This window comes from Pseudomonas sp. S37 (genome assembly GCF_016658545.1).
Classification (GTDB): domain Bacteria; phylum Pseudomonadota; class Gammaproteobacteria; order Pseudomonadales; family Pseudomonadaceae; genus Aquipseudomonas.
In genome coordinates this window covers 1-20,237 of record NZ_JACVZC010000114.1, presented here as the reverse complement: position 1 = coordinate 20,237, position 20,237 = coordinate 1, and the positions used below count along the sequence as shown (strand labels likewise).

The following is a 20,237-nucleotide window of genomic DNA, read 5'->3' as shown; positions in this document are numbered from 1 at the left end:
CCGTGTCGGGGCGGCTTGGTGGGGGGGGGGGGGGGCCCCCCCCCCCCGGCGATTTCAGCTTGGACGCATATATCCTGGGGCCGCTGCGCGCCCCATCGCGACACAAGGCCGCTCCTACAGGGGGGGCGTGCCAAGCCTGATCCTGAATCAATGCCCGCCTTTCATGCGCCGCGCCACCAGGTAGATGCCCAGCCCGACCAGCGCGGTCGCCGCACCGATATACCCGGTGCTGGTCCAGCCCATGCCCGCGGTAATCGCCATACCCCCCAGCCACGGCCCCAGCGCATTGGCCAGGTTGAACGCCGCATGGTTCGACGCCGCCGCCAGGCTAGGCGCTTCATGGGCAATGTCCATCAAACGAATCTGCAGCGGCGCCGCCAATGCGATCATGGTGCCAACCAGGCCGATACCCAGTAGCAGGCTCCACAATGCCTGTGCGGCAAAGGTGAAGAACAGCAGCACGGCAATCGACCACACCAGCACCAGCCCCACCGCGCGGAACTGCAAACGGTCGAACAGCTTGCCGCCGGCGATGTTACCGACGATCCCGCCCACACCAAACGCTGCCAGGCCGAACGGAATCCACTGCGGCGACACCTGGGTCACCTGCAGCATGGTCGGCGCCAGGTAGCTGAACACGCAGAACATGCCGGCAAAGCCGATCGAGGCGATGGCCAGCGCCATCCACACCTGCGGCAGGGTGAAGGCTTGCAGTTCCTTGCGCGGGTCACTGCGCGTTTCATCGTGGCGCTGCGGCACATAACGCCAGACCATGGCGATGGTGCACAAGGCAATTGCGCCGACCAGCACGAACGCCGAGCGCCAGCCGAAGTACTGGCCGAGGAAGGTGGCCACCGGGTTGCCAAGCAGCATGGCCAGGGTCAGGCCCATCATCACCCGGGCCACGGCCCCTGCGCGCTGATCCTTGGGCACCATGCTCGACGCCACCACGGCGGCAATACCAAAGTAGGCGCCATGGGGCAGGCCACTGATGAAGCGGAAGGCCACCAGGCCGCTGAACGACGGCGCAAACGCGGTGGCCAGGTTGCCCACTGCATACAGCAGCATCAACAGCAGCAACATGTGCTTGCGCAGCAGCTTGGCCCCGAGAATTGCCAAGGTCGGCGCGCCGACCATCACCCCCAGCGCATAGGCGCTGATGGCATGGCCCACTTGCGGTTCGCTCAGTTGCAGGTTGCTGGCAATGTCGGGCATCAGGCCCATGATGGCGAACTCGCCGGTGCCGATGGCAAAGCTGCCCAGTGCCATGGCGGCTTCCATCTTGGCGACGGTGCTTTTACTGGGGAGCGGGGGTAGTTCCTGGACTGACATCTGTATCCCTTTTGAGGCATGCGTGAAACATGCTGAAACGTTCAAGGCGGGATGATAGTCAATCCATGACTGCAACGTCGAGGAAGCTGAACGGCTTCCCCGCGTGCTGGCCGGGGTCAGGCGGGTTCGGTTGCCGGGTTGGCGAAGGCTGCCGGAGCGGCCTGAAGGCGGGACTGCAACTGGTCCACGTAGGCTTGGGCGTGCTGGATGTCAGCGAACGACACAGGGTGCCCGTCGATGATCACCTTGCAGCCTGCGTCCTGCTCATTGCGTACGATTTCGATCTTCATGCCTGCTCCTTGATGTTGTTCTGGCGCGGGCGAGAATAGCTTGATTAGCTGGCTAATGAAAATGAAATAAGCGCTCTAGCAAGCATCTTTCAGCTTGTTTTTCAGGTATCCGTAATGCGGCCTTACGCAGATCCCCTGTAGGAGCGGGGGGGGGGGGGGGGGGGGGTGGGGCCCCCCCCCCCCCCCGGCAATACATGCTGCGAAGCTGAAATCTTGGGGGCGCTTCGCAGCCCATCGCGACACAAGGCCGCTCCTACACTTGATCGCGCCAGTCGAAGAGGTCATGCAAGGCTGCCGGCACAGGCCAACAAAAAACCCCGCATCCTCTCGGATACGGGGCTTTCCAGTTTCCACCCTTGGCGCGCACCCTTCGGCTTGTGGCCGGTGCCGCCCTCAGGCTTCAACGTGCCAGGTCAGGCCAGCGCCTCGCGCGGCTTGCCGAGCATGCGGTCGCAGGCCACGGCACCCACCAGGGTCACCACCGATGGCACCAGCCAGGCCATGCCGGCATCGCTCAACGGCAGGTGCGCCATGAAGTCTGGCAGCACGTGGGCAAGGCTGCTGCCCTTGATCGCATCGACCATGCCGAATACCAGCGACACCAGCATCACTGGCGCCAGGATGCGGGTCGGCGAGTTCCACAGGTCCTTCACGAAGCTCAGGCCGACCACCACGATGCAGGGCGGGTAGATGGCAGTGAGCACCGGGATCGAGAACATGATCAGCTTGGTCAGGCCCAGGTTGGAGATCAGCAGCGAGAAGCCGGCCAGGATCACCACCAGCGCGCGGTACGACAGCGGCAGGATCTGGCTGAAGTACTCGGCGCAAGCGCAGGTCAGGCCAACTGCAGTCACCAGGCAGGCCAGCGCGATCAGCACGGCAAGGAAGCCGCTGCCCAGCGAGCCGAAGGTGTGCTGCACATAGGCATGCAGCACCGCCGCACCATTGGTAGCGTCAGCCGCGATGTCGTGGCTGGTGGCGCCCAGGCGGAACAGGCTGATGTACACCAGGGCCAGGCCGACACCGGCAATCAGGCCGGCAATGATAGCGTAGCGAGTGATCAGCTTCGGCGACTCCACGCCGCGCGAGCGGATGGCGTTGACGATAACGATACCGAACACCAAGGCACCCAGGGTATCCATGGTCAGGTAACCATCGGAAAAGCCCTTGGAGAAGGCTGCGGCGGCATAGGCCGGCTGCGCCTCACCAATGCTGCCCGCTGGCAGCGCGAAGGCAGCGATACCCAGCACAGCCAGGGCAATGATCTTCAACGGCGCCAGGAAGCGGCCCACGGTATCGAGCAGCTTGCCCGGGTACATGGACACGGCCAGCACCACAGCGAAGTACACCAGGCTGTAGATGAACAGCGCCAGCGGGCTCTCACCGGTCAGCGGTGCAACGCCCACTTCGAACGACACGGTCGCGGTACGCGGGGTAGCGAACAGTGGGCCGACCGACAGGTAGCACACGGCCGCCAGCAGGCCACCGAAGAACTTGCCGATCGGGCTGCTCAAGGCGTCCATGCCGCCACCGACCTTGGCCAGGGCGACCACGGTGATGACTGGCAGGCCTACGGCCGTTACCAGGAAGCCCAGGGCCGCCATCCACACGTGCGGGCCAGACTGCAGACCGACGATAGGCGGGAAGATGATATTGCCTGCACCCACGAAAAGCGCAAACGTCATAAAGCCAAGCGCCAGGATATCCTGGCCTTTGAGAACTTTCATTTAAGGTAGTACCACACTGCTGAAATCGGGATTCGAGAGGGGATTTCCCTTTGGATGAGGGGAAATGCTGCCCGGCTTGATAGGCCAGACCCGTTTAGCGTGTCGTTCCCTTTTGGGGTACGGGCACAGAGTGAACGCGTAATGTAACTGTTTTGTCAGTTAAACGCACTGGCACAGTGCTGCTTGTCCGATGTGCGTACATGTTTGTCGTCTGTGCGACCGAGGACAGTAGGAATTATCCTCGGATTGAAACATTCGTCTGTGTGAAAATTCCTATCAAACCTATCGAAAAATCTATAGCGCCTGTTCTGGCCTCTTCGCGGGTGAACCCGCTCCCACAGGTAGCGCACAACCCTCGAGCTTTGTGATTTCCTGTGGGAGCGGGTTCACCCGCGAAGAGGCCGGCACAGGAAAACACCAATCCCAGAAACGACAAAGGCCACCCGAAGGTGGCCTCTGTGCGCGTGGGGGGTGTAGCAGAATTACTTCTTGGCTTCCCAGCCAGTCAGCTCGGCCAGGGCCTTGCCGATGTCAGCCAGGGAACGCACGGTTTTTACACCTGCGTCCTGCAGGGCGGCGAACTTCTCGTCCGCAGTGCCCTTGCCGCCGGAAATGATGGCGCCAGCGTGGCCCATGCGCTTGCCCGCAGGTGCGGTAACACCAGCGATGTAGGAAACCACAGGCTTGGTCACGTGGGCCTTGATGTAGGCCGCAGCTTCTTCTTCAGCCGAACCGCCGATCTCACCGATCATGACGATCGCTTCGGTCTTCGGGTCTTCCTGGAACAGCTTCAGGATGTCGATGAAGTTGGAGCCCGGGATCGGGTCACCGCCGATGCCGACGCAGGTCGACTGGCCGAAGCCGGCGTCGGTGGTCTGCTTGACAGCTTCGTAGGTCAGGGTGCCGGAACGCGAAACGATACCGACCTTGCCTGGCAGGTGAATGTGACCTGGCATGATGCCGATCTTGCACTCGCCTGGGGTGATGACGCCTGGGCAGTTAGGGCCGATCAGGGTAACACCCAGCTCGTCGCACTTGACCTTGGCATCCAGCATGTCCAGGGTAGGAATGCCTTCGGTGATGCAGACGATCAGCTTGATGCCGCCAAAGGCCGCTTCCAGGATCGAGTCTTTGCAGAACGGAGCCGGTACGTAGATGACCGAAGCGTCAGCGCCGGTGGCTTCCACGGCTTCCTTGACGGTGTTGAACACCGGCAGGCCCAGGTGGGTGGTGCCACCCTTGCCTGGGGTTACGCCGCCGACCATCTTGGTGCCGTAGGCGATGGCCTGTTCGGAGTGGAAAGTACCCTGCGAGCCGGTGAAGCCCTGGCAGATGACTTTGGTGTCTTTATTGATCAGGACGCTCATTACTTGCCCTCCGCAGCTTTGACAACTTGTTGAGCAGCGTCGGTCAGGCTGGTTGCCGCAATGATGTTCAAACCGCTTTCTGCCAGTACTTTAGCGCCCAGTTCGGCGTTGTTACCTTCAAGGCGAACAACAACCGGAACCTTGACGCCGACTTCTTTCACTGCACCGATGATGCCTTCGGCAATCATGTCGCAGCGAACGATGCCGCCGAAGATGTTGACCAGAACGGCCGCGACATTGCTGTCGGACAGAATGATCTTGAACGCTTCGGTAACGCGCTCTTTGGTAGCACCACCGCCAACGTCGAGGAAGTTGGCCGGCTTGCCGCCGTGCAGGTTGACGATGTCCATGGTACCCATGGCCAGGCCGGCACCGTTGACCATGCAGCCGATGTTGCCTTCAAGGGCAACGTAGTTCAGTTCGAACTTGGCAGCGTGGGCTTCACGGGCGTCGTCCTGCGACGGGTCGTGGAAGGTTTTCAGCTTAGGCTGACGGTACATGGCGTTGGCGTCGATGTTGATCTTGGCATCGAGGCAGTGCAGGTCGCCATCGGCCTTGATCACCAGCGGGTTCACTTCCAGCAGCGCCAGGTCGTGATCCTTGAACAGCTTGGCCAGGCCAACGAAGATCTTGGCGAACTGAGTAACTTGCTTGCCTTCCAGACCCAGCTGGAATGCCAGCTCGCGACCCTGGAACGGCTGAGCGCCGACCAGTGGGTCGATGGTAGCCTTGAGGATCTTCTCAGGAGTGTCGTGCGCGACTTTCTCGATGTCCACGCCACCTTCGGTGGAGGCCATGAACACGATACGGCGGCTCGAACGATCGACTACAGCGCCCAGGTACAGCTCTTTGGCGATGTCAGTGCAGGATTCGACCAGGATCTTGGAGACTGGCTGACCGTTGGCATCAGTCTGGTAAGTAACCAGATTCTTGCCCAACCATTGCGCAGCGAACGCCTTGGCGTCTTCCTTGCTGCGAACCAGCTTGACGCCGCCCGCTTTACCGCGACCACCTGCGTGAACCTGGGCTTTTACGACCCACTCGTTCCCGCCGATCTTGTCGCAAGCTTCTGCTGCAGCTTCAGGGGTGTCGACTGCGAAACCCTTGGAAACTGGCAGGCCGTATTCAGCGAACAGCTGCTTACCCTGATACTCGTGAAGATTCATGCTTTTTACCGTCTTCGTTAGGTACTGCGCTTCGGTGCTGCGCCATTACTGGCGCCGCACCACCTGTGACCGTTGACCCCGGGTTATCCCATGTGATCCGGTCCGGCGGACGTTCCGCGGTGAGTCATGCACGCAAGACTCACGACGGGCTGCCCGCCGTGGTTTCTTATGATTAACGCTTCTTACGGTTGGCTACGTGAATGGCGCCGCCATTCACTGCCAGCGCTGCTTCATGCAACGCTTCGGACAGGGTTGGATGGCTGAAGACCATCATGCCCAGATCCTCGGCACTGGTGCCGAATTCCATTGCGATTGCACCCTGCTGCACCAGTTCGGCAGCCGATGGGCCAATCACGTGTACACCCAGGACGCGGTCGGTCTTGGCATCGGCGATGACCTTGACGAAACCACCGGTGTCGTTGGCAGCCATCGCACGGCCGCTGGCCGCGAACGGGAAGGTGCCTACGTTAACCTCAACACCCTCGGCCTTCAAGGACTGTTCGGTCTTGCCGACCCATGCGATTTCCGGGTGGGTGTAGATCACCGACGGGATCAGGTCGTAGTTCATCTGGGCCTTGTGGCCCTTGATGCGCTCAACCACCATGATGCCCTCTTCCGAGGCCTTGTGGGCCAGCATCATGCCGCGCACCACGTCACCGATGGCGAATACGCCCGGTACGCTGGTGGCGCAGTGATCGTCGACGAAGATATAGCCACGCTCGTCGATGGTCACGCCGCTGTCGGCAGCCAGCAGATCAGTGGTCACCGGGCGACGGCCGACCGCAACGATCAGCTTGTCGAAGGTGATCTTCTGCTCGCCTTCGGCGTTGGTGTAGGTCACTTCGACTTCGTTGCCATTGACTTTCGAGCCGGTGACGCGAGCGCCCAGCTTGATGTCCAGGCCTTGCTTGGTCAGGGTCTTCTGGGCTTCTTTCGACACGGCGGTGTCGGCAGCCATCAGGAAGGTGTCCAGGGCTTCCAGGACGGTGACTTCAGCACCCAGGCGAGCCCATACCGAGCCCAGCTCCAGGCCGATCACGCCTGCACCGATAACGCCCAGGCGCTTCGGTACGGTCTGGAATTCCAGGGCGCCGGTGGAGTCGACGATGACGTTCTGGTCGACCGGAGCCGGCGGAATGTCGATCGGGCGCGAGCCGGAAGCCAGGATCACGTTCTCGGCTTCGATGACTTCGGTGGTGCCGTCAGCCTTGGTGACTTCGACTTTCTTGCCAGCCAGCAGCTTGCCGTGGCCCTGGATCGAAGTAACGCCGTTGGCCTTGAACAGGGTGGCAACGCCACCGGTCAGGTTCTTGACGATGCCAGCCTTGCGACCAACCATCGCGGCAACGTCCATCTTCACTTCGCCAGTGGAGATACCGTGGACGTTGAAGCTCTCTTTGGCTTCCTTGTACTTCCAGGAGCTGTCCAGCAGTGCCTTGGAAGGAATGCAACCTACGTTCAGGCAGGTGCCGCCCAGGGCCAGCTTGCCCTCGGCGTCGGTGTACTTCTCGATACAGGCAGTCTTCAGACCGAGTTGGGCGGCCTTGATGGCAGCCACATAGCCGCCAGGACCAGCACCAATTACCACTACGTCGAATTTCTGGGTCATAAAAGATTCCTTATCAGCTACAAGCTACAAGCCGCGAACCGCGCGGCATGGCTTCCTGCGAAGCCAAGGCCGGCACGGTACGCAGCCAGAGGGTTAGATGTCCAGCAGCAGGCGAGACGGATCTTCCAGCAGGTTCTTGATGGTGACCAGGAAGGTTACCGCTTCCTTGCCATCGATCAGGCGGTGATCGTAGGACAGCGCCAGGTACATCATCGGGCGAATAACGACCTGGCCGTTGATGGCCATCGGACGCTGGATGATGTTGTGCATGCCCAGGATCGCGGCCTGCGGCGGGTTGACGATCGGGGTCGACATCATCGAGCCGAAGGTACCGCCGTTGGTGATGGTGAAGGTACCACCGGTCATTTCTTCGATCGACAGCTTGCCGTCACGGGCCTTCTTGCCGAAGGTGGCGATGCCGTTTTCGATTTCAGCCAGGCTCATCGACTCGGCGTTACGCAGTACCGGAACCACCAGGCCACGGTCGCTGGAAACCGCAACACCGACGTCGGCGAAGCCGTGGTAGACGATGTCGTTGCCGTCGATCGAGGCGTTGACAGCCGGGAAGCGCTTCAGGGCTTCGGTGGCGGCCTTGACGAAGAACGACATGAAGCCCAGGCGTACGCCGTTGTGGGTCTTCTCGAACAGGTCCTTGTACTTCGAACGCAGGGCCATGACTTCGGTCATGTCGACTTCGTTGAAGGTAGTCAGCATGGCCATGTTCGACTGGGCTTCGACCAGGCGCTCGGCGATCTTGGCACGCAGGCGGGTCATCGGTACGCGCTTCTCGGTGCGGTCGCCAGCAGCGGTGACCACCGGAGCAGCAGCAGCGGCAGCAGGCTTGGCAGCCGGTGCAGCGGCAGGTGCCGACTTCTTGTTGGCAACAGCAGCCACCACGTCTTCCTTGGTGACGCGACCGCCTTTGCCGGTACCGGCAACGCTAGCCAGGTCGATGCCGTTCTCTTCAGCCAGCTTGCGCGCAGCCGGGGCAGCGATCGGGTCGTCTTCGCCAGCGTCGGCAGCAGCAGCGGCCGGAGCAGCAGCAGGTGCGGCGGCAGCGGCTGGCGCGGCAGCAGCACCGCCTTCAACGATCGAACCCAGCAGTTCGTCGGACAGGACGGTGTCGCCCTCGCCCTTGACGATGTCGCCTAGCACGCCGTCAGCGGTAGCCAGGACTTCCAGGACCACTTTGTCGGTCTCGATGTCGACGATCAGCTCGTCACGCTTGACGGCGTCGCCCGGCTTCTTGTGCCAGGTGGCAACGGTGCCATCGGCAACCGATTCCGGGAAGGTTGGGGCTTTGATCTCGATAGCCATTATCTGTGTTTCCTTAAATTCGGTTTCAGGTGCGCGAAGGCGTTAGACAGTGAAGGCGTCTTGCAGCAGTTTTTCCTGCTGTTCGGCGTGCTTCGAAGCGTAACCACAAGCTGGCGCGGCAGAAGCGTCGCGGCCGGCGTATTCCAGGACCAGTGCCTTGTTGTGGCGGCCCAGGATGCGGCGCATGTGGTGCTGGCTGCTGTACCAGGCGCCCTGGTTCATCGGCTCTTCCTGGCACCATACGGCGTGCTTGAGGTTGCTGTATTGCGCCAGGATTTCGACCAGGTCGTCTTCCGGGAACGGGTACAGCTGCTCGAGACGCAGGATGGCGATGTCTTCGCGGCCTTCGGCACGGCGTTTTTCCAGCAGGTCGTAGTAGACCTTGCCGCTGCACAGCACCAGGCGCTCGACCTTGGCCGGATCGATCGCGTCGATTTCCGGGATCACGGTCTGGAACGAGCCTTCTGCCAGGTCTTCCAGGGTCGAGATGGCCAGTTTGTGGCGCAGCAGCGACTTCGGCGTCAGGACCACCAGCGGCTTGCGCAGCGGGCGAATCACCTGGCGACGCAGCAGGTGGTAGATCTGTGCCGGGGTGGTCGGTACGCAGACCTGGATGTTGTGCTCGGCGCACAGCTGCAGGTAACGCTCCAGACGCGCGGAGGAGTGCTCCGGGCCCTGCCCTTCATAACCGTGTGGCAGCAGCATGGTCAGACCGCACAGGCGGCCCCACTTGTGCTCGCCGCTGGTGATGAACTGGTCGATCACCACTTGCGCACCGTTGGCGAAGTCGCCGAACTGGGCTTCCCAGATCACCAGCGCGTTCGGCGTGGTGGTGGAGTAGCCGTATTCGAAGGCCAGTACTGCTTCTTCGGACAGGAACGAATCGTACAGGTCGAAACGTGGCTGGCCCGGGAACAGGTTCTGCAGCGGGATGTAGGTGCTGGCGTCCTTCTGGTTGTGCAACACCGCGTGGCGGTGCGAGAAGGTGCCACGGCCGATGTCCTGGCCGGTCATGCGGATCGGGTGACCTTCGAACTGCAGGGTGGCGTAGGCCATGGTCTCTGCATAACCCCAGTTGATCGGCAAGCCACCGGCCTGCATCTTCTGACGGTCTTCGTAGATCTTCGACACCTGACGCTGGACCACGAAACCTTCCGGCAGCTCAAGCAGCTTGGCCGACAGGTCCTGCAAGGTCTTGAGGTCGAAACGGGTGTCGTGACGCGCGGTCCAGGCATGGCCCAGGTACGGGCGCCAGTCGACGAACAGCTCGCGGTTCGGCTCCTTGACCAGGCTCTTGACCACGTGCAGGCCGTTGTCCAGTGCGTTGCGGTACTCGTCGATCTTGGCCTGGGCGCGATCGGCATCGATGCGACCTGCCTGGATCAGTGCGTCGGCATACAGCTCACGGGTGGTGCGCTGCTTGGCGATCTGCTGGTACATCAGCGGCTGGGTGCCGTTCGGCTCGTCGGCCTCGTTGTGGCCGCGACGGCGGTAGCAGACCAGGTCGATGACCACGTCACGCTTGAACTGCATGCGGTAATCGATGGCCAGCTGGGTGACGAACAGCACCGCTTCCGGGTCATCGCCGTTCACGTGCAGGATCGGCGCCTGGATCATCTTGGCCACGTCGGTGGCGTACTCGGTAGAGCGCGCGTCCAGCGGGTTGCTGATGGTGAAACCAACCTGGTTGTTGATCACGATGTGCACGGTACCGCCGGTCTTGAAACCGCGGGTCTGCGACATCTGGAAGGTTTCCATGACCACGCCCTGGCCGGCGAATGCTGCGTCGCCGTGGATCGAGATCGGCAGCACCTTGTCGCCAACGGTGTCGTTGCGACGGTCCTGACGGGCGCGCACCGAACCTTCGACCACTGGCGAAACGATTTCCAGGTGGGACGGGTTGAACGCCATGGCCAGGTGAACTTCACCACCGGTGGTCATCACGTTCGAGGAGAAGCCCTGGTGATACTTCACGTCACCGGAGCCCAGCTCGTTCATCTTCTTGCCTTCGAACTCGTCGAACAGCTCGCGCGGGTTCTTGCCGAAGGTGTTCACCAGCACGTTCAGACGGCCACGGTGGGCCATGCCGATGACAACTTCCTTGGTGCCGTAGGAGCCGGAACGCTGGATCATTTCGTCCAGCATCGGGATCAGGCTCTCGCCACCTTCAAGGCCGAAGCGCTTGGTGCCCGGGTACTTGGTGCCCAGGTACTTCTCCAGGCCTTCACCGGCAGTGACGCGCTCGAGCAGGTGGGCCTGCACGTCGGCGGAAAACTCCGGACGGCCGCGCACGCTTTCGAGGCGCTGCTGGAACCAGCTGCGCTGCTCGGAATCGACGATGTGGGTGAATTCGGCGCCAATGGTGCGACAATATGTCTTCTGGAGTGCATCGAAGATGTCGCGTAGGCTCGCCTCCTCTTTGCCGATGAACAGGTCGCCGGCACGGAAGGTCGTATCAAGATCGGCATTGGTCAAGCCGTAGTGATTGATCGACAGGTCTACGGGCGCAGGGCGCTGCCACAACCCCAACGGGTCGAGCTTGGCAGCCTGATGGCCGCGCATACGATAGGCCTGGATCAGTCGCAGAACTTCAACCTGCTTCTTCTCGTGTTCACTGCTCACGCTCCCGGCAGATACCGGTTGGGCGCGGCGCTGGTTCTTTGCCAGCAGTACGAAATGGTCGCGGATTGTCGAGTGCGATACATCGGTAGCGGTGCTGCCGTCGGCTGGCAACTTCTGGAAGTAAGTGCGCCACTCTTCTGGCACAGCGTTAGGGTCGTGCAGGTAGAGCTCGTAGAGCTCTTCCACATATGCAGCGTTACCACCTGAAAGGTGGGCGCTATCCCACATGCGCTGCATCACGCTTTCTTGCATGCTTGGTCACCCTCGATTAGGGGACTGATCGGCGAGAGCCACAGCAAACCTGGAAAAGTCCGAAAACAGCGACTGAACCACGCCACCTGGATCCTGCTGATTTTCCGGGTACCAGCCCGGAAAGCCCCTGCTGGTCTCATATCTTCATAGGTAATGAGCGCGGGCTTTGTGGGCCCTTGCTCGGGTTTTACCTCAGTGCGGGCTCACCACCCGCACCTCGGCTTACTGCAGGTACAACACTTTGTATCAGGTGCCGCTTTGCAGCAGCATGTTACGTACGTGACCGATTGCCTTGGTCGGGTTCAAACCTTTCGGGCAAACGTTTACGCAGTTCATGATCCCGCGGCAGCGGAATACGCTGAACGGGTCATCCAGGGACGCCAGGCGCTCCTGAGTCTTGGTGTCGCGGCTGTCGGCCAGGAAACGGTAGGCCTGCAGCAAGGCAGCCGGGCCCAGGAACTTGTCCGGGTTCCACCAGAACGACGGGCAGGAAGTCGAGCAGCAAGCGCACAGAATGCACTCGTACAAGCCGTCCAGCTTGTCACGGTCTTCCGGCGACTGCAGGCGCTCGATGGCCGGTGCCGGGGTATCGTTCTGCAGGAACGGCTTCACCTTCTCGTACTGCTTGTAGAAGATGCTCATGTCGACCACCAGGTCACGAATGACCGGCAAGCCTGGCAGCGGGCGCAGAACCAACTTGTTGCCCTTGACCACACCCGACAGCGGGGTGATGCAGGCCAGGCCGTTCTTGCCATTCATGTTCATGCCATCGGAACCGCACACGCCTTCACGGCAGGAGCGACGGTACGAGAAACCCTCGTCCTTTTCCTTGATCAGCGCCAATACATCGAGAACCATCAGGTCCTTGCCGCCGGTATCGACGTCGAACGACTCCATCTTCGGGGCCGAGTCGGTGTCGGGGTTGTAACGGTAAACTTCGACTTTCAACATAGCAGCCACCCTTAGTAAGTCCGGACTTTTGGTTCGAAGGCTGGAACAGTCTTCGGCGCAAAGTTGACGCCGCGCTTGGCAACGCGCTTCTCACCCGGGTAGTACAGGGTGTGGCACAGCCAGTTTTCGTCGTCACGGTCTTCGAAGTCTTCACGGGCGTGCGCGCCGCGGGACTCTTTACGGGCTTCGGCCGCAATGGCGGTAGCTTCGGCGACTTCCAGCAGGTTCTGCAGCTCCAGCGCTTCGATACGCGCGGTGTTGAAGGCCTGAGACTTGTCGTTGATCTTGACGTTGGCGATACGGTCACGCAGGCCGGCCAGTTGCTCGATGCCCTTGAGCATGTATTCGCCAGTACGGAACACACCGAAGTAGTTCTGCATGCAGCTCTGCAGCTCGCGCTTCAGGGTTGCAACGTCTTCGCCAGTGGAGCGCTCGTTGAGCTTGTTCAGGCGGTTCAGGGCAACGTCGATGTCGGTGTCGCTGGCGTCGAGGTGCTCGATGCCATCGCTCAGCGCCTTCTCCAGGTGCAGGCCGGCAGCACGGCCGAACACCACCAGGTCGAGCAGCGAGTTGCCGCCCAGGCGGTTGGCACCGTGAACCGATACGCACGCCACTTCACCTACGGCGAACAGGCCAGGAATGATGTGATCCTTGCCTTCTTCGTCCATGGTGATGGCCTGGCCATGAATGTTGGTGGCAACGCCGCCCATCATGTAGTGGCAGGTTGGAACGACCGGGACTGGAGCGACGACTGGGTCGACGTGAGCGAAGGTCTTGGACAGTTCGCAGATACCTGGCAGGCGGCTGTGCAGCACTTCCTCACCCAGGTGGTCCAGCTTCAGCAGTACGTGGTCCTTGTTCGGGCCCACGCCGTTGCCGGCGATGATTTCCTTGACCATGGAACGGGCAACCACGTCGCGGCCGGCCAGGTCTTTGGCGTTCGGCGCGTAACGCTCCATGAAGCGCTCGCCGTGGGCGTTGATCAGGTAGCCACCTTCACCACGGCAACCCTCGGTTACCAGTACACCGGCGCCGGCGATGCCGGTCGGGTGGAACTGCCACATCTCGATGTCCTGCACCGGTACACCGGCACGCAGGGCCATGCCGATACCGTCACCGGTATTGATCAGGGCGTTGGTGGTGGAAGCGTAGATACGGCCCGCACCGCCAGTAGCCAGAACGGTGGCCTTGGACTTGATGTACATGGTCTCGCCGGTTTCGATGCAGATCGCGATCACACCGACAAAGGCGCCTTCCTGGTTCTTCACCAGGTCAACGGCATAGTACTCGTTGAGGAAGGTGGTACCGGCTTTCAGGTTGCCTTGGTACAGGGTGTGCAGCAGCGCATGACCGGTACGGTCGGAAGCGGCACAGGTACGGGCGGCCTGGCCACCTTTACCGAAGTCCTTGGACTGGCCACCGAACGGACGCTGGTAGATGCGGCCGGTTTCGGTACGCGAGAACGGCAGGCCCATGTGGTCCAGCTCGAAGACCGCAGCCGGGCCTTCCTGACACATGTATTCGATAGCGTCCTGGTCACCGATGTAGTCGGAACCTTTGACGGTATCGTACATGTGCCAGCGCCAGTCGTCGTTCGGGTCGGCCGAAGCGATGGCGCAGGTGATGCCGCCCTGGGCGGATACAGTGTGCGAACGGGTCGGGAAGACCTTGGTGACTACGGCAGTCTTGTGGCCGCCTTGAGCCAGTTGCAGCGCAGCGCGCATGCCGGCGCCGCCGCCACCGATGATGATGGCGTCGAAGGAAATGGTTGGAATGCTAGCCATGGATCAGATACCCCAGAGAATCTGCACACCCCAGACGAAGTAAGCGAACATCGCAACGCCGCATACCGCCTGGAACAGGAAACGAATCGCAGTTGCCGACTTGCCGAACGACATAGGCGTCAGGTAGTCGGTTGCAATGGTCCACATGCCGACCCAGGCGTGAGCGCCCAGGGCAACGAGGGCCAGCAAGCTGAAGATTCGCATCGCGTTGTTGGAGAACAGACCATGCCACTGGGTGTAGTCGATGCCTGGGTGGGCGACCACGTAGCCGATCAGGAAGATGAAGTAAGCCGCGAGAACGACCGCAGAAACGCGCTGCGCCATCCAGTCATAGAGGCCCGAACGCGACAGGTTCGTGACATTGGTTACCATACCCAAACTCCCACCAGAACGATCAGCACCACGGAGATGACGATCACGATTTTCGAGCCCAGCTTGCCGCCTTCCAGCGTCTCACCGATACCCATGTCCATGATCAGGTGACGAACACCTGCCACGAGGTGATAAAGCAGGGCGGACAGCAGGCCCCAGGTCACGAACTTGGCCAGCGGGCTGGTCAGACACGCCTTCACCTCACCGAAGCCTTCCTCGGAACCCAGCGACTTGCCCAGTGCATAAAGCATGATGGCAAGGCCGATGAACAGGATGACGCCGGAGATACGGTGCAGGATGGACGTGTACGCAGTGACAGGAAGCTTGATGGTCCTTAGGTCTAGGTTTACAGGTCGTTGGCTTTTCACGGCTTTTTTCACACTGAAGAGCCCCTAGCGAATCAGGGCAAAGTTGTTGGTAAGTGTACTGGTCAGGTACCCACCACCCAGGGAACGGCGACCCCCAGCAGTTCGGGCTTGCAAGCCCCTGGCGGTCGGGTGCCGAGTATAGACAGTTAGGCTGCTTATGACAACGTGACGGGGTAGCCCAAATAGCGCATTGCCTTTAGCGAACAAAAGGCGTAAATGGGCGAGAATTTCGGGAAAAATCAGGCTTGAATGCCTGATTCAACAAGCCTTTAGGCAAATTGACATCTGAATTTATCCCTCTATAGTGGTGCGGGCCCTGCGTGGGGGGTCTGTCTGATGATTTCAAGCATTAATAGGAGGCCACATGGCTGACAAAAAAGCGCAGTTGGTCATCGAGGGCGCTGCCCCCGTCGAGCTGCCCATTTTAACCGGCACCGTTGGTCCTGATGTAATCGACGTCCGCGGGTTAGGGGCCACTGGTCACTTCACCTTCGACCCAGGTTTCATGGCGACCGCCTCGTGCGAGTCGAAGATCACCTATATTGACGGCGACAAAGGGATCCTGCTGCACCGCGGCTACCCGATCGAGCAACTCGCCGAACAGTCCGACTACCTCGAAACCTGCTACCTGCTGCTCAACGGCGAACTGCCGAATGCCGAGCAGAAGGCCCAGTTCGTCAGCACCGTCAAGAACCACACCATGGTTCACGAGCAGCTGAAGTCGTTCTTCAACGGTTTCCGCCGCGACGCTCACCCGATGGCGGTCATGTGCGGCGTGGTCGGCGCCCTGTCGGCGTTCTATCACGACTCCCTGGACATCAATAACCCGCAACACCGCGAAATTTCCGCGGTGCGCCTGGTCGCCAAGATGCCGACCCTGGCCGCGATGGTTTACAAGTACTCCATGGGCCAGCCGATGATGTACCCGCGCAACGACCTGTCGTACGCGGAAAACTTCCTGCACATGATGTTCAACACCCCGTGCGAGATCAAACCGATCAGCCCGGTGCTGGCCAAGGCAATGGACCGGATCTTCATCCTCCACGCCGACCACGAGCAGAACGCTTCCACCTCCACCGTCCGCCTGGCGGGCTCGTCGGGTGCCAACCCGTTCGCCTGTATCGCCGCCGGTATCGCTGCACTGTGGGGCCCGGCCCACGGCGGTGCGAACGAAGCCGTACTGACCATGCTCGATGAAATCGGCGATGTTTCGAACATCGACAAATTCATCGCCAAGGCCAAGGACAAGAACGACCCGTTCAAGCTGATGGGCTTCGGTCACCGCGTGTACAAGAACCGCGACCCGCGCGCCACCGTGATGAAGCAGACCTGCGACGAAGTCCTGCGCGAGCTGGGCATCAAGAACGACCCGCAGCTGGAACTGGCCATGCGCCTGGAAGAGATCGCCCTGACCGATCCGTACTTCATCGAGCGCTCGCTGTACCCGAACGTCGACTTCTACTCGGGGATCATCCTCAAGGCGATCGGCATTCCGACCAGCATGTTCACCGTGATCTTCGCCCTGGCACGTACCGTGGGCTGGATCTCGCACTGGAAAGAAATGCTCTCCAGCCCGTACAAGATCGGCCGCCCGCGCCAGCTGTACACCGGCGAGCAGAAACGCGACATCGTTGCACTGAAGGACCGCAAGTAAGCCTGCAGGGCCGAACGCAAAAAGGCTGCCCTTGGGCAGCCTTTTTTATTTTCGTTGTCCTGTGCTGGCCTCTTCGCGGGTAAACCCGCGAAGAGGCCGGCACAAGCAGCACAAAACCTCAGTTTTTCTCAGCCCGCTCGCGCAAGCCTTTCAGGGTATTGAACGGCGAATCCACCACAAACTTGTTGGCCACCATCGCCGGCACGCTGCCACCTGGCTCGGTATGCACCTGGTAGGTCACTTCAGTGCTGTCACCCTTGGGCACCAGCTTCCAGAAGCCCTCGACTTTCGCCACCCGCACAAAGCCTTTTTCCTCCGGCAGATAGGTCGGCTCTTCTTTCAGGTTACGGGTCAGGCTGCCATCAGCCTCCTTGACGGTGGTGATGTGCAGCACGGAGTCACGTGGCGTCACCGGCCATGGCGTATTGAACTGGGTATAGGTCCAGCTTTGGTCACCTTCATGCTTGAGCAGCTTCTGCGACTTGCATTCGTGAATCCAGGCACAGGCCCCGGATACGTCTTCCTGCAACGCCTCGACCTTGGCCAGCGGCGCCTTGATCACGGTCACACCGCGATAGGCCTTGTACTTGGACCCGGCCACTTCGCTGAGGGATACCTTGATCCCCTCCTCGTCCTTGGCCACTTGCCAGTTTTCGGCCCAGGCCGCCGGCGACAGCAGTACACCTACGCCACACAGCAGTGCAATACGCTTGAACGATCTCATCATGTTTATCCTTGTTGTCGAAGATCCAGCCTGTCACGCCGCCGTCATCTGCTCCCACCAGCCAAGAATCCTGATTGCCTCGTCACGGTCGCTGCCGCACACCTCGACATCTGCCTTGAAACCACCGCATACCGCCGGCCGCTCAGGCTTGCCGAACAGGTCGCAAAGGTTGGCAGCCGTCAAGTGCAGGCAGCGCTCGCCCGCCGGCTTGCCATTGGGCATGCGCGGCATTGCAGAGGTGATGGACGGGGCAATGCAGCAGGCACCACAGCCCTCACGGCAGTTCATGGCTATTCACCAAAATCAGGACTCCCTGGAACAAAACGGGACGAACGTCCCTGGATAGTAACCGCTCAAACAGGCGTTTGAAATTGCTGGCACGATGAAATGTGCCGTGACCCTGCAGTCAGTCTGCGCCTACTGGCGATACTCGAAATCGATGGCCGCCCCTTCCACGTCATGACGGCTGTCATTGCGCAATTGCAGCTGCATTTCGTTGTTGATCAGTCGGCCATTAAGCTGGAAAGGGCTGTCATCGGTCTGCGGCTTATCGGCAAACATCGGTGGCAGCAAAGGTTTGCGACGCTGGATTGGCGAAGGCGTACCCACATTCGGCTCCAGGTTATCGACCAGGTCGGTTGGCAGGCTGAGGTCAAGCTTCGCCTTGGGCAATGGCTTGGCAACTGCCTTGCTCACCGGTTTGTGCGCCGGCTTGGCCTTGCTCTTGACGGGCTGCTTTGCCGCCTGCTTCTGCACAGGCTTGGCTGCGGGCTTTTTCTGCACCGGCTTGCCCTGAGCTGGCTGCGCCTGGCTTGCCGGCTGCGCAGCCAAGGCCGCGCCACCCGGATAGCAGAACGGCGCAAGGCACAGGATCAGAACAATACGGCGTAGAGCATTCATGGCAAATGGACAGACTGACAGGAAAGGTGCGTATGCTCTCTGTTCCACAGGCTGCTGGCAAGCCTTACAAAAGTGTGAGTGCAGGCTCCCGGCACAACTGTTGTGCCAGCAAACCGAGCGTAATCACTGCGCGCTCGGCCTCTTTGTTCCACGGAATACCGCAATTAAGCCGGATACAGTGGTTGAACTGCTCTGTATTACTGAATATCAGCCCCGGTGCAATGCTGATGCCCTGCTCCAGCGCGCGCACATGCAGCTCCTGGGTATTGACCCGCCCGGGCAGGCTCACCCAAAGGATGAAACCGCCGGTTGGCCGGGTCATCTGGGTACCTTCGGGGAAGTGCTGCTGCACCGCCAACTGATAGGCACTGAGGTTTTTGCGATACTCCTGGCGAATGTAGCGCAGGTGCCGGTCGTAGCCGCCGTTTTCCAGGTAGGCCGCCACGCCCATTTGCGTCACGCTGCAGGCCGAATGGGTAGTAAAGGTTTGCAGGCGCTGGATCTCGTCCTGGTATCGACCGGCGATCATCCAGCCCACCCGCACACCGGGCGACAAGGTCTTGGAGAAGCTCGAACAGTAGATTACCCGGTCGAGCCGGTCGAAGGCCTTGAGCGCCTTGGTCTTGCCCTGTTCGAACATCAACTCGCCGTAGATGTCGTCTTCGATGATCTGGATATCGAAGTCCGATGCCAGGCGCAGCAACTGTTTCTGCCGCTCCTCAGGCACTGTGCCTCCCAGCGGATTGCTAAGGCGTGCTGTCAGCACCAGGGCCTTGATCGACCACTGGTTGGCCGCCAGCTGCAAGGCTTCGAGGCTGATGCCGGTGGACGGGTCGCTGGGGATCTCGATCACTTTCAGGCCCAACAAGTCCGCCAACTGCAGCAAACCGTAGTAGGTGGGTGACTCGGCGGCGATCAGGTCGCCGGGGCGGGTCAGCACGCGCAGCGACATCTGCAGCGCATCGACACAGCCATGGGTCACGATCACTTCACGCGGGTCGACCAGCACGCCAGCATCGCGCATGCGAATGGCGATCTGCCGGCGTAGCGGCTCGAAGCCTGGGCTGAACATGTAGCTGAAGGCACGCGGGCTATGGAAGCGCGTCACTTTGGCAATCTGCTGGTGCAGGGCGCGCACTGGCAGGTAGTCGACATGCGGTACTGCGGCGCCGAACGGGAACACACCATCGCGGCGTGCTTCAGTCAGCACCTGCTGGATGATGCTGGCCCGCGTTACCAGGCCGGGGCGCTCTACCCGGGCGATGTCCGGGGTTTGCGCGGTCAGGGCCGGGGTCTGGTGTACGTAGTAGCCCGATTGCGGCCGCGCCCGGATCAGCCCTTGGTCTTCGAGGTTGGCATAGGCCTGCAACACCGTGGCATGGCTGACATTGAGCTGGGCGCTCATCTTGCGCACGGAGGGTACCCGCTCGCCTGGCTGGTAGACACCGCGACGGATGTCATCGGCCAGTTGCTGGGCGATACGCTGGTACAGCAGCAGGTTGGTCATGGCTGGATCTCGACGCGCGGACGGGCTCGTTATTCTTGTACGACTCACTGACGGTAGAGGATACCGTAACAGTTGCAAAGTGTACTGGGACAGATGGCAGAGTAGTCAACAATACAATTGCGTGGCAGCCATACAAAGCATTATGCCGACAGACAGCCGGGACCGTTGTGGGGGGGGGGGGGGCCCCCCCCCCCCCCCCCCCCGCGGGGGCCCCCCCCCCCCCCCCCCCCCCCCCCCCCCCCCCCCGCTCCTACACCGGCCGTGCAAACCTTCACGGATGTATCGTCACCTGTTG

17 protein-coding genes are annotated in these 20,237 nt (G+C 61.0%); 1 reads left to right on the top strand and 16 read right to left on the bottom strand.

Going from position 1 to position 20,237, the window contains the following annotated elements; translation table 11 throughout:
- Positions 1 to 147: 147 nt before the first annotated feature.
- From IAE39_RS24385 to sdhC, 12 genes are all read right to left on the bottom strand, one after another.
- On the bottom strand, positions 148 to 1,332 hold the full coding sequence (locus IAE39_RS24385; protein WP_201207071.1) for an MFS transporter: 1,185 nt from the start codon (positions 1,330 to 1,332) through the stop codon (positions 148 to 150).
- 116 nt (positions 1,333 to 1,448) lie between these two features.
- Positions 1,449 to 1,622, bottom strand: a complete 174-nt coding sequence (locus IAE39_RS24380) for a hypothetical protein (RefSeq protein ID WP_201207070.1) — start codon at positions 1,620 to 1,622, stop codon at positions 1,449 to 1,451.
- Positions 1,623 to 2,035: 413 nt separating this feature from the next.
- Entirely contained in the window at positions 2,036 to 3,349 is a 1,314-nt protein-coding gene (gene brnQ / locus IAE39_RS24375) for a branched-chain amino acid transport system II carrier protein (protein ID WP_201207069.1), read from the bottom strand.
- Positions 3,350 to 3,831: 482 nt separating this feature from the next.
- Entirely contained in the window at positions 3,832 to 4,716 is an 885-nt protein-coding gene (gene sucD, locus IAE39_RS24370; protein WP_003254203.1) for a succinate--CoA ligase subunit alpha, read from the bottom strand.
- Complete coding sequence (gene sucC, locus IAE39_RS24365; protein WP_201207068.1) at positions 4,716 to 5,882, bottom strand: ADP-forming succinate--CoA ligase subunit beta; 1,167 nt, start codon at positions 5,880 to 5,882, stop codon at positions 4,716 to 4,718. The genes sucD and sucC overlap by 1 nt, the downstream gene beginning before the upstream one ends.
- Before the next feature lie 172 nt (positions 5,883 to 6,054).
- A complete protein-coding gene (lpdA, locus tag IAE39_RS24360) occupies positions 6,055 to 7,491 on the bottom strand; it encodes a dihydrolipoyl dehydrogenase (protein ID WP_201207067.1) in 1,437 nt (478 codons plus the stop codon).
- A gap of 93 nt (positions 7,492 to 7,584) precedes the next feature.
- Entirely contained in the window at positions 7,585 to 8,808 is a 1,224-nt protein-coding gene (odhB, locus tag IAE39_RS24355; protein WP_201207066.1) for a 2-oxoglutarate dehydrogenase complex dihydrolipoyllysine-residue succinyltransferase, read from the bottom strand.
- A 42-nt stretch (positions 8,809 to 8,850) separates the two neighbouring features.
- A complete protein-coding gene (locus IAE39_RS24350) occupies positions 8,851 to 11,682 on the bottom strand; it encodes a 2-oxoglutarate dehydrogenase E1 component (protein ID WP_201207065.1) in 2,832 nt (943 codons plus the stop codon).
- A 246-nt stretch (positions 11,683 to 11,928) separates the two neighbouring features.
- Entirely contained in the window at positions 11,929 to 12,633 is a 705-nt protein-coding gene (locus IAE39_RS24345) for a succinate dehydrogenase iron-sulfur subunit (RefSeq protein WP_012315348.1), read from the bottom strand.
- An 11-nt stretch (positions 12,634 to 12,644) separates the two neighbouring features.
- The gene (sdhA, locus tag IAE39_RS24340; RefSeq protein ID WP_051099322.1) at positions 12,645 to 14,417 is read right to left on the bottom strand and encodes a succinate dehydrogenase flavoprotein subunit; all 1,773 of its coding nucleotides are present in this window, start codon (positions 14,415 to 14,417) and stop codon (positions 12,645 to 12,647) included.
- A gap of 3 nt (positions 14,418 to 14,420) precedes the next feature.
- A complete protein-coding gene (gene sdhD, locus IAE39_RS24335; RefSeq protein WP_008091903.1) occupies positions 14,421 to 14,789 on the bottom strand; it encodes a succinate dehydrogenase, hydrophobic membrane anchor protein in 369 nt (122 codons plus the stop codon).
- Positions 14,783 to 15,169 carry a succinate dehydrogenase, cytochrome b556 subunit gene (gene sdhC / locus IAE39_RS24330; protein WP_008091902.1) on the bottom strand — a complete coding sequence of 129 codons (387 nt, stop codon included), beginning with the start codon at positions 15,167 to 15,169 and terminating at the stop codon, positions 14,783 to 14,785. Before sdhC ends, sdhD begins: the two co-directional genes overlap by 7 nt.
- Before the next feature lie 352 nt (positions 15,170 to 15,521).
- Between sdhC and gltA the strand changes: the two genes are divergently transcribed.
- Positions 15,522 to 16,811, top strand: coding sequence for a citrate synthase (gltA, locus tag IAE39_RS24325; RefSeq protein ID WP_003254218.1), 1,290 nt, complete (start codon positions 15,522 to 15,524; stop codon positions 16,809 to 16,811).
- A gap of 118 nt (positions 16,812 to 16,929) precedes the next feature.
- Here gltA and IAE39_RS24320 read toward each other — a convergent pair whose 3' ends face one another.
- From IAE39_RS24320 to IAE39_RS24305, 4 genes are all read right to left on the bottom strand, one after another.
- A complete protein-coding gene (locus IAE39_RS24320) occupies positions 16,930 to 17,535 on the bottom strand; it encodes an START domain-containing protein (protein WP_201207064.1) in 606 nt (201 codons plus the stop codon).
- 33 nt (positions 17,536 to 17,568) lie between these two features.
- Positions 17,569 to 17,823, bottom strand: coding sequence for a YkgJ family cysteine cluster protein (locus tag IAE39_RS24315; RefSeq protein ID WP_009684718.1), 255 nt, complete (start codon positions 17,821 to 17,823; stop codon positions 17,569 to 17,571).
- 129 nt (positions 17,824 to 17,952) lie between these two features.
- Positions 17,953 to 18,435 carry a hypothetical protein gene (locus IAE39_RS24310; RefSeq protein WP_201207063.1) on the bottom strand — a complete coding sequence of 161 codons (483 nt, stop codon included), beginning with the start codon at positions 18,433 to 18,435 and terminating at the stop codon, positions 17,953 to 17,955.
- A gap of 64 nt (positions 18,436 to 18,499) precedes the next feature.
- On the bottom strand, positions 18,500 to 19,942 hold the full coding sequence (locus tag IAE39_RS24305) for an aminotransferase-like domain-containing protein (protein WP_012273358.1): 1,443 nt from the start codon (positions 19,940 to 19,942) through the stop codon (positions 18,500 to 18,502).
- Between the last annotated feature and the right edge of the window lie 295 nt (positions 19,943 to 20,237).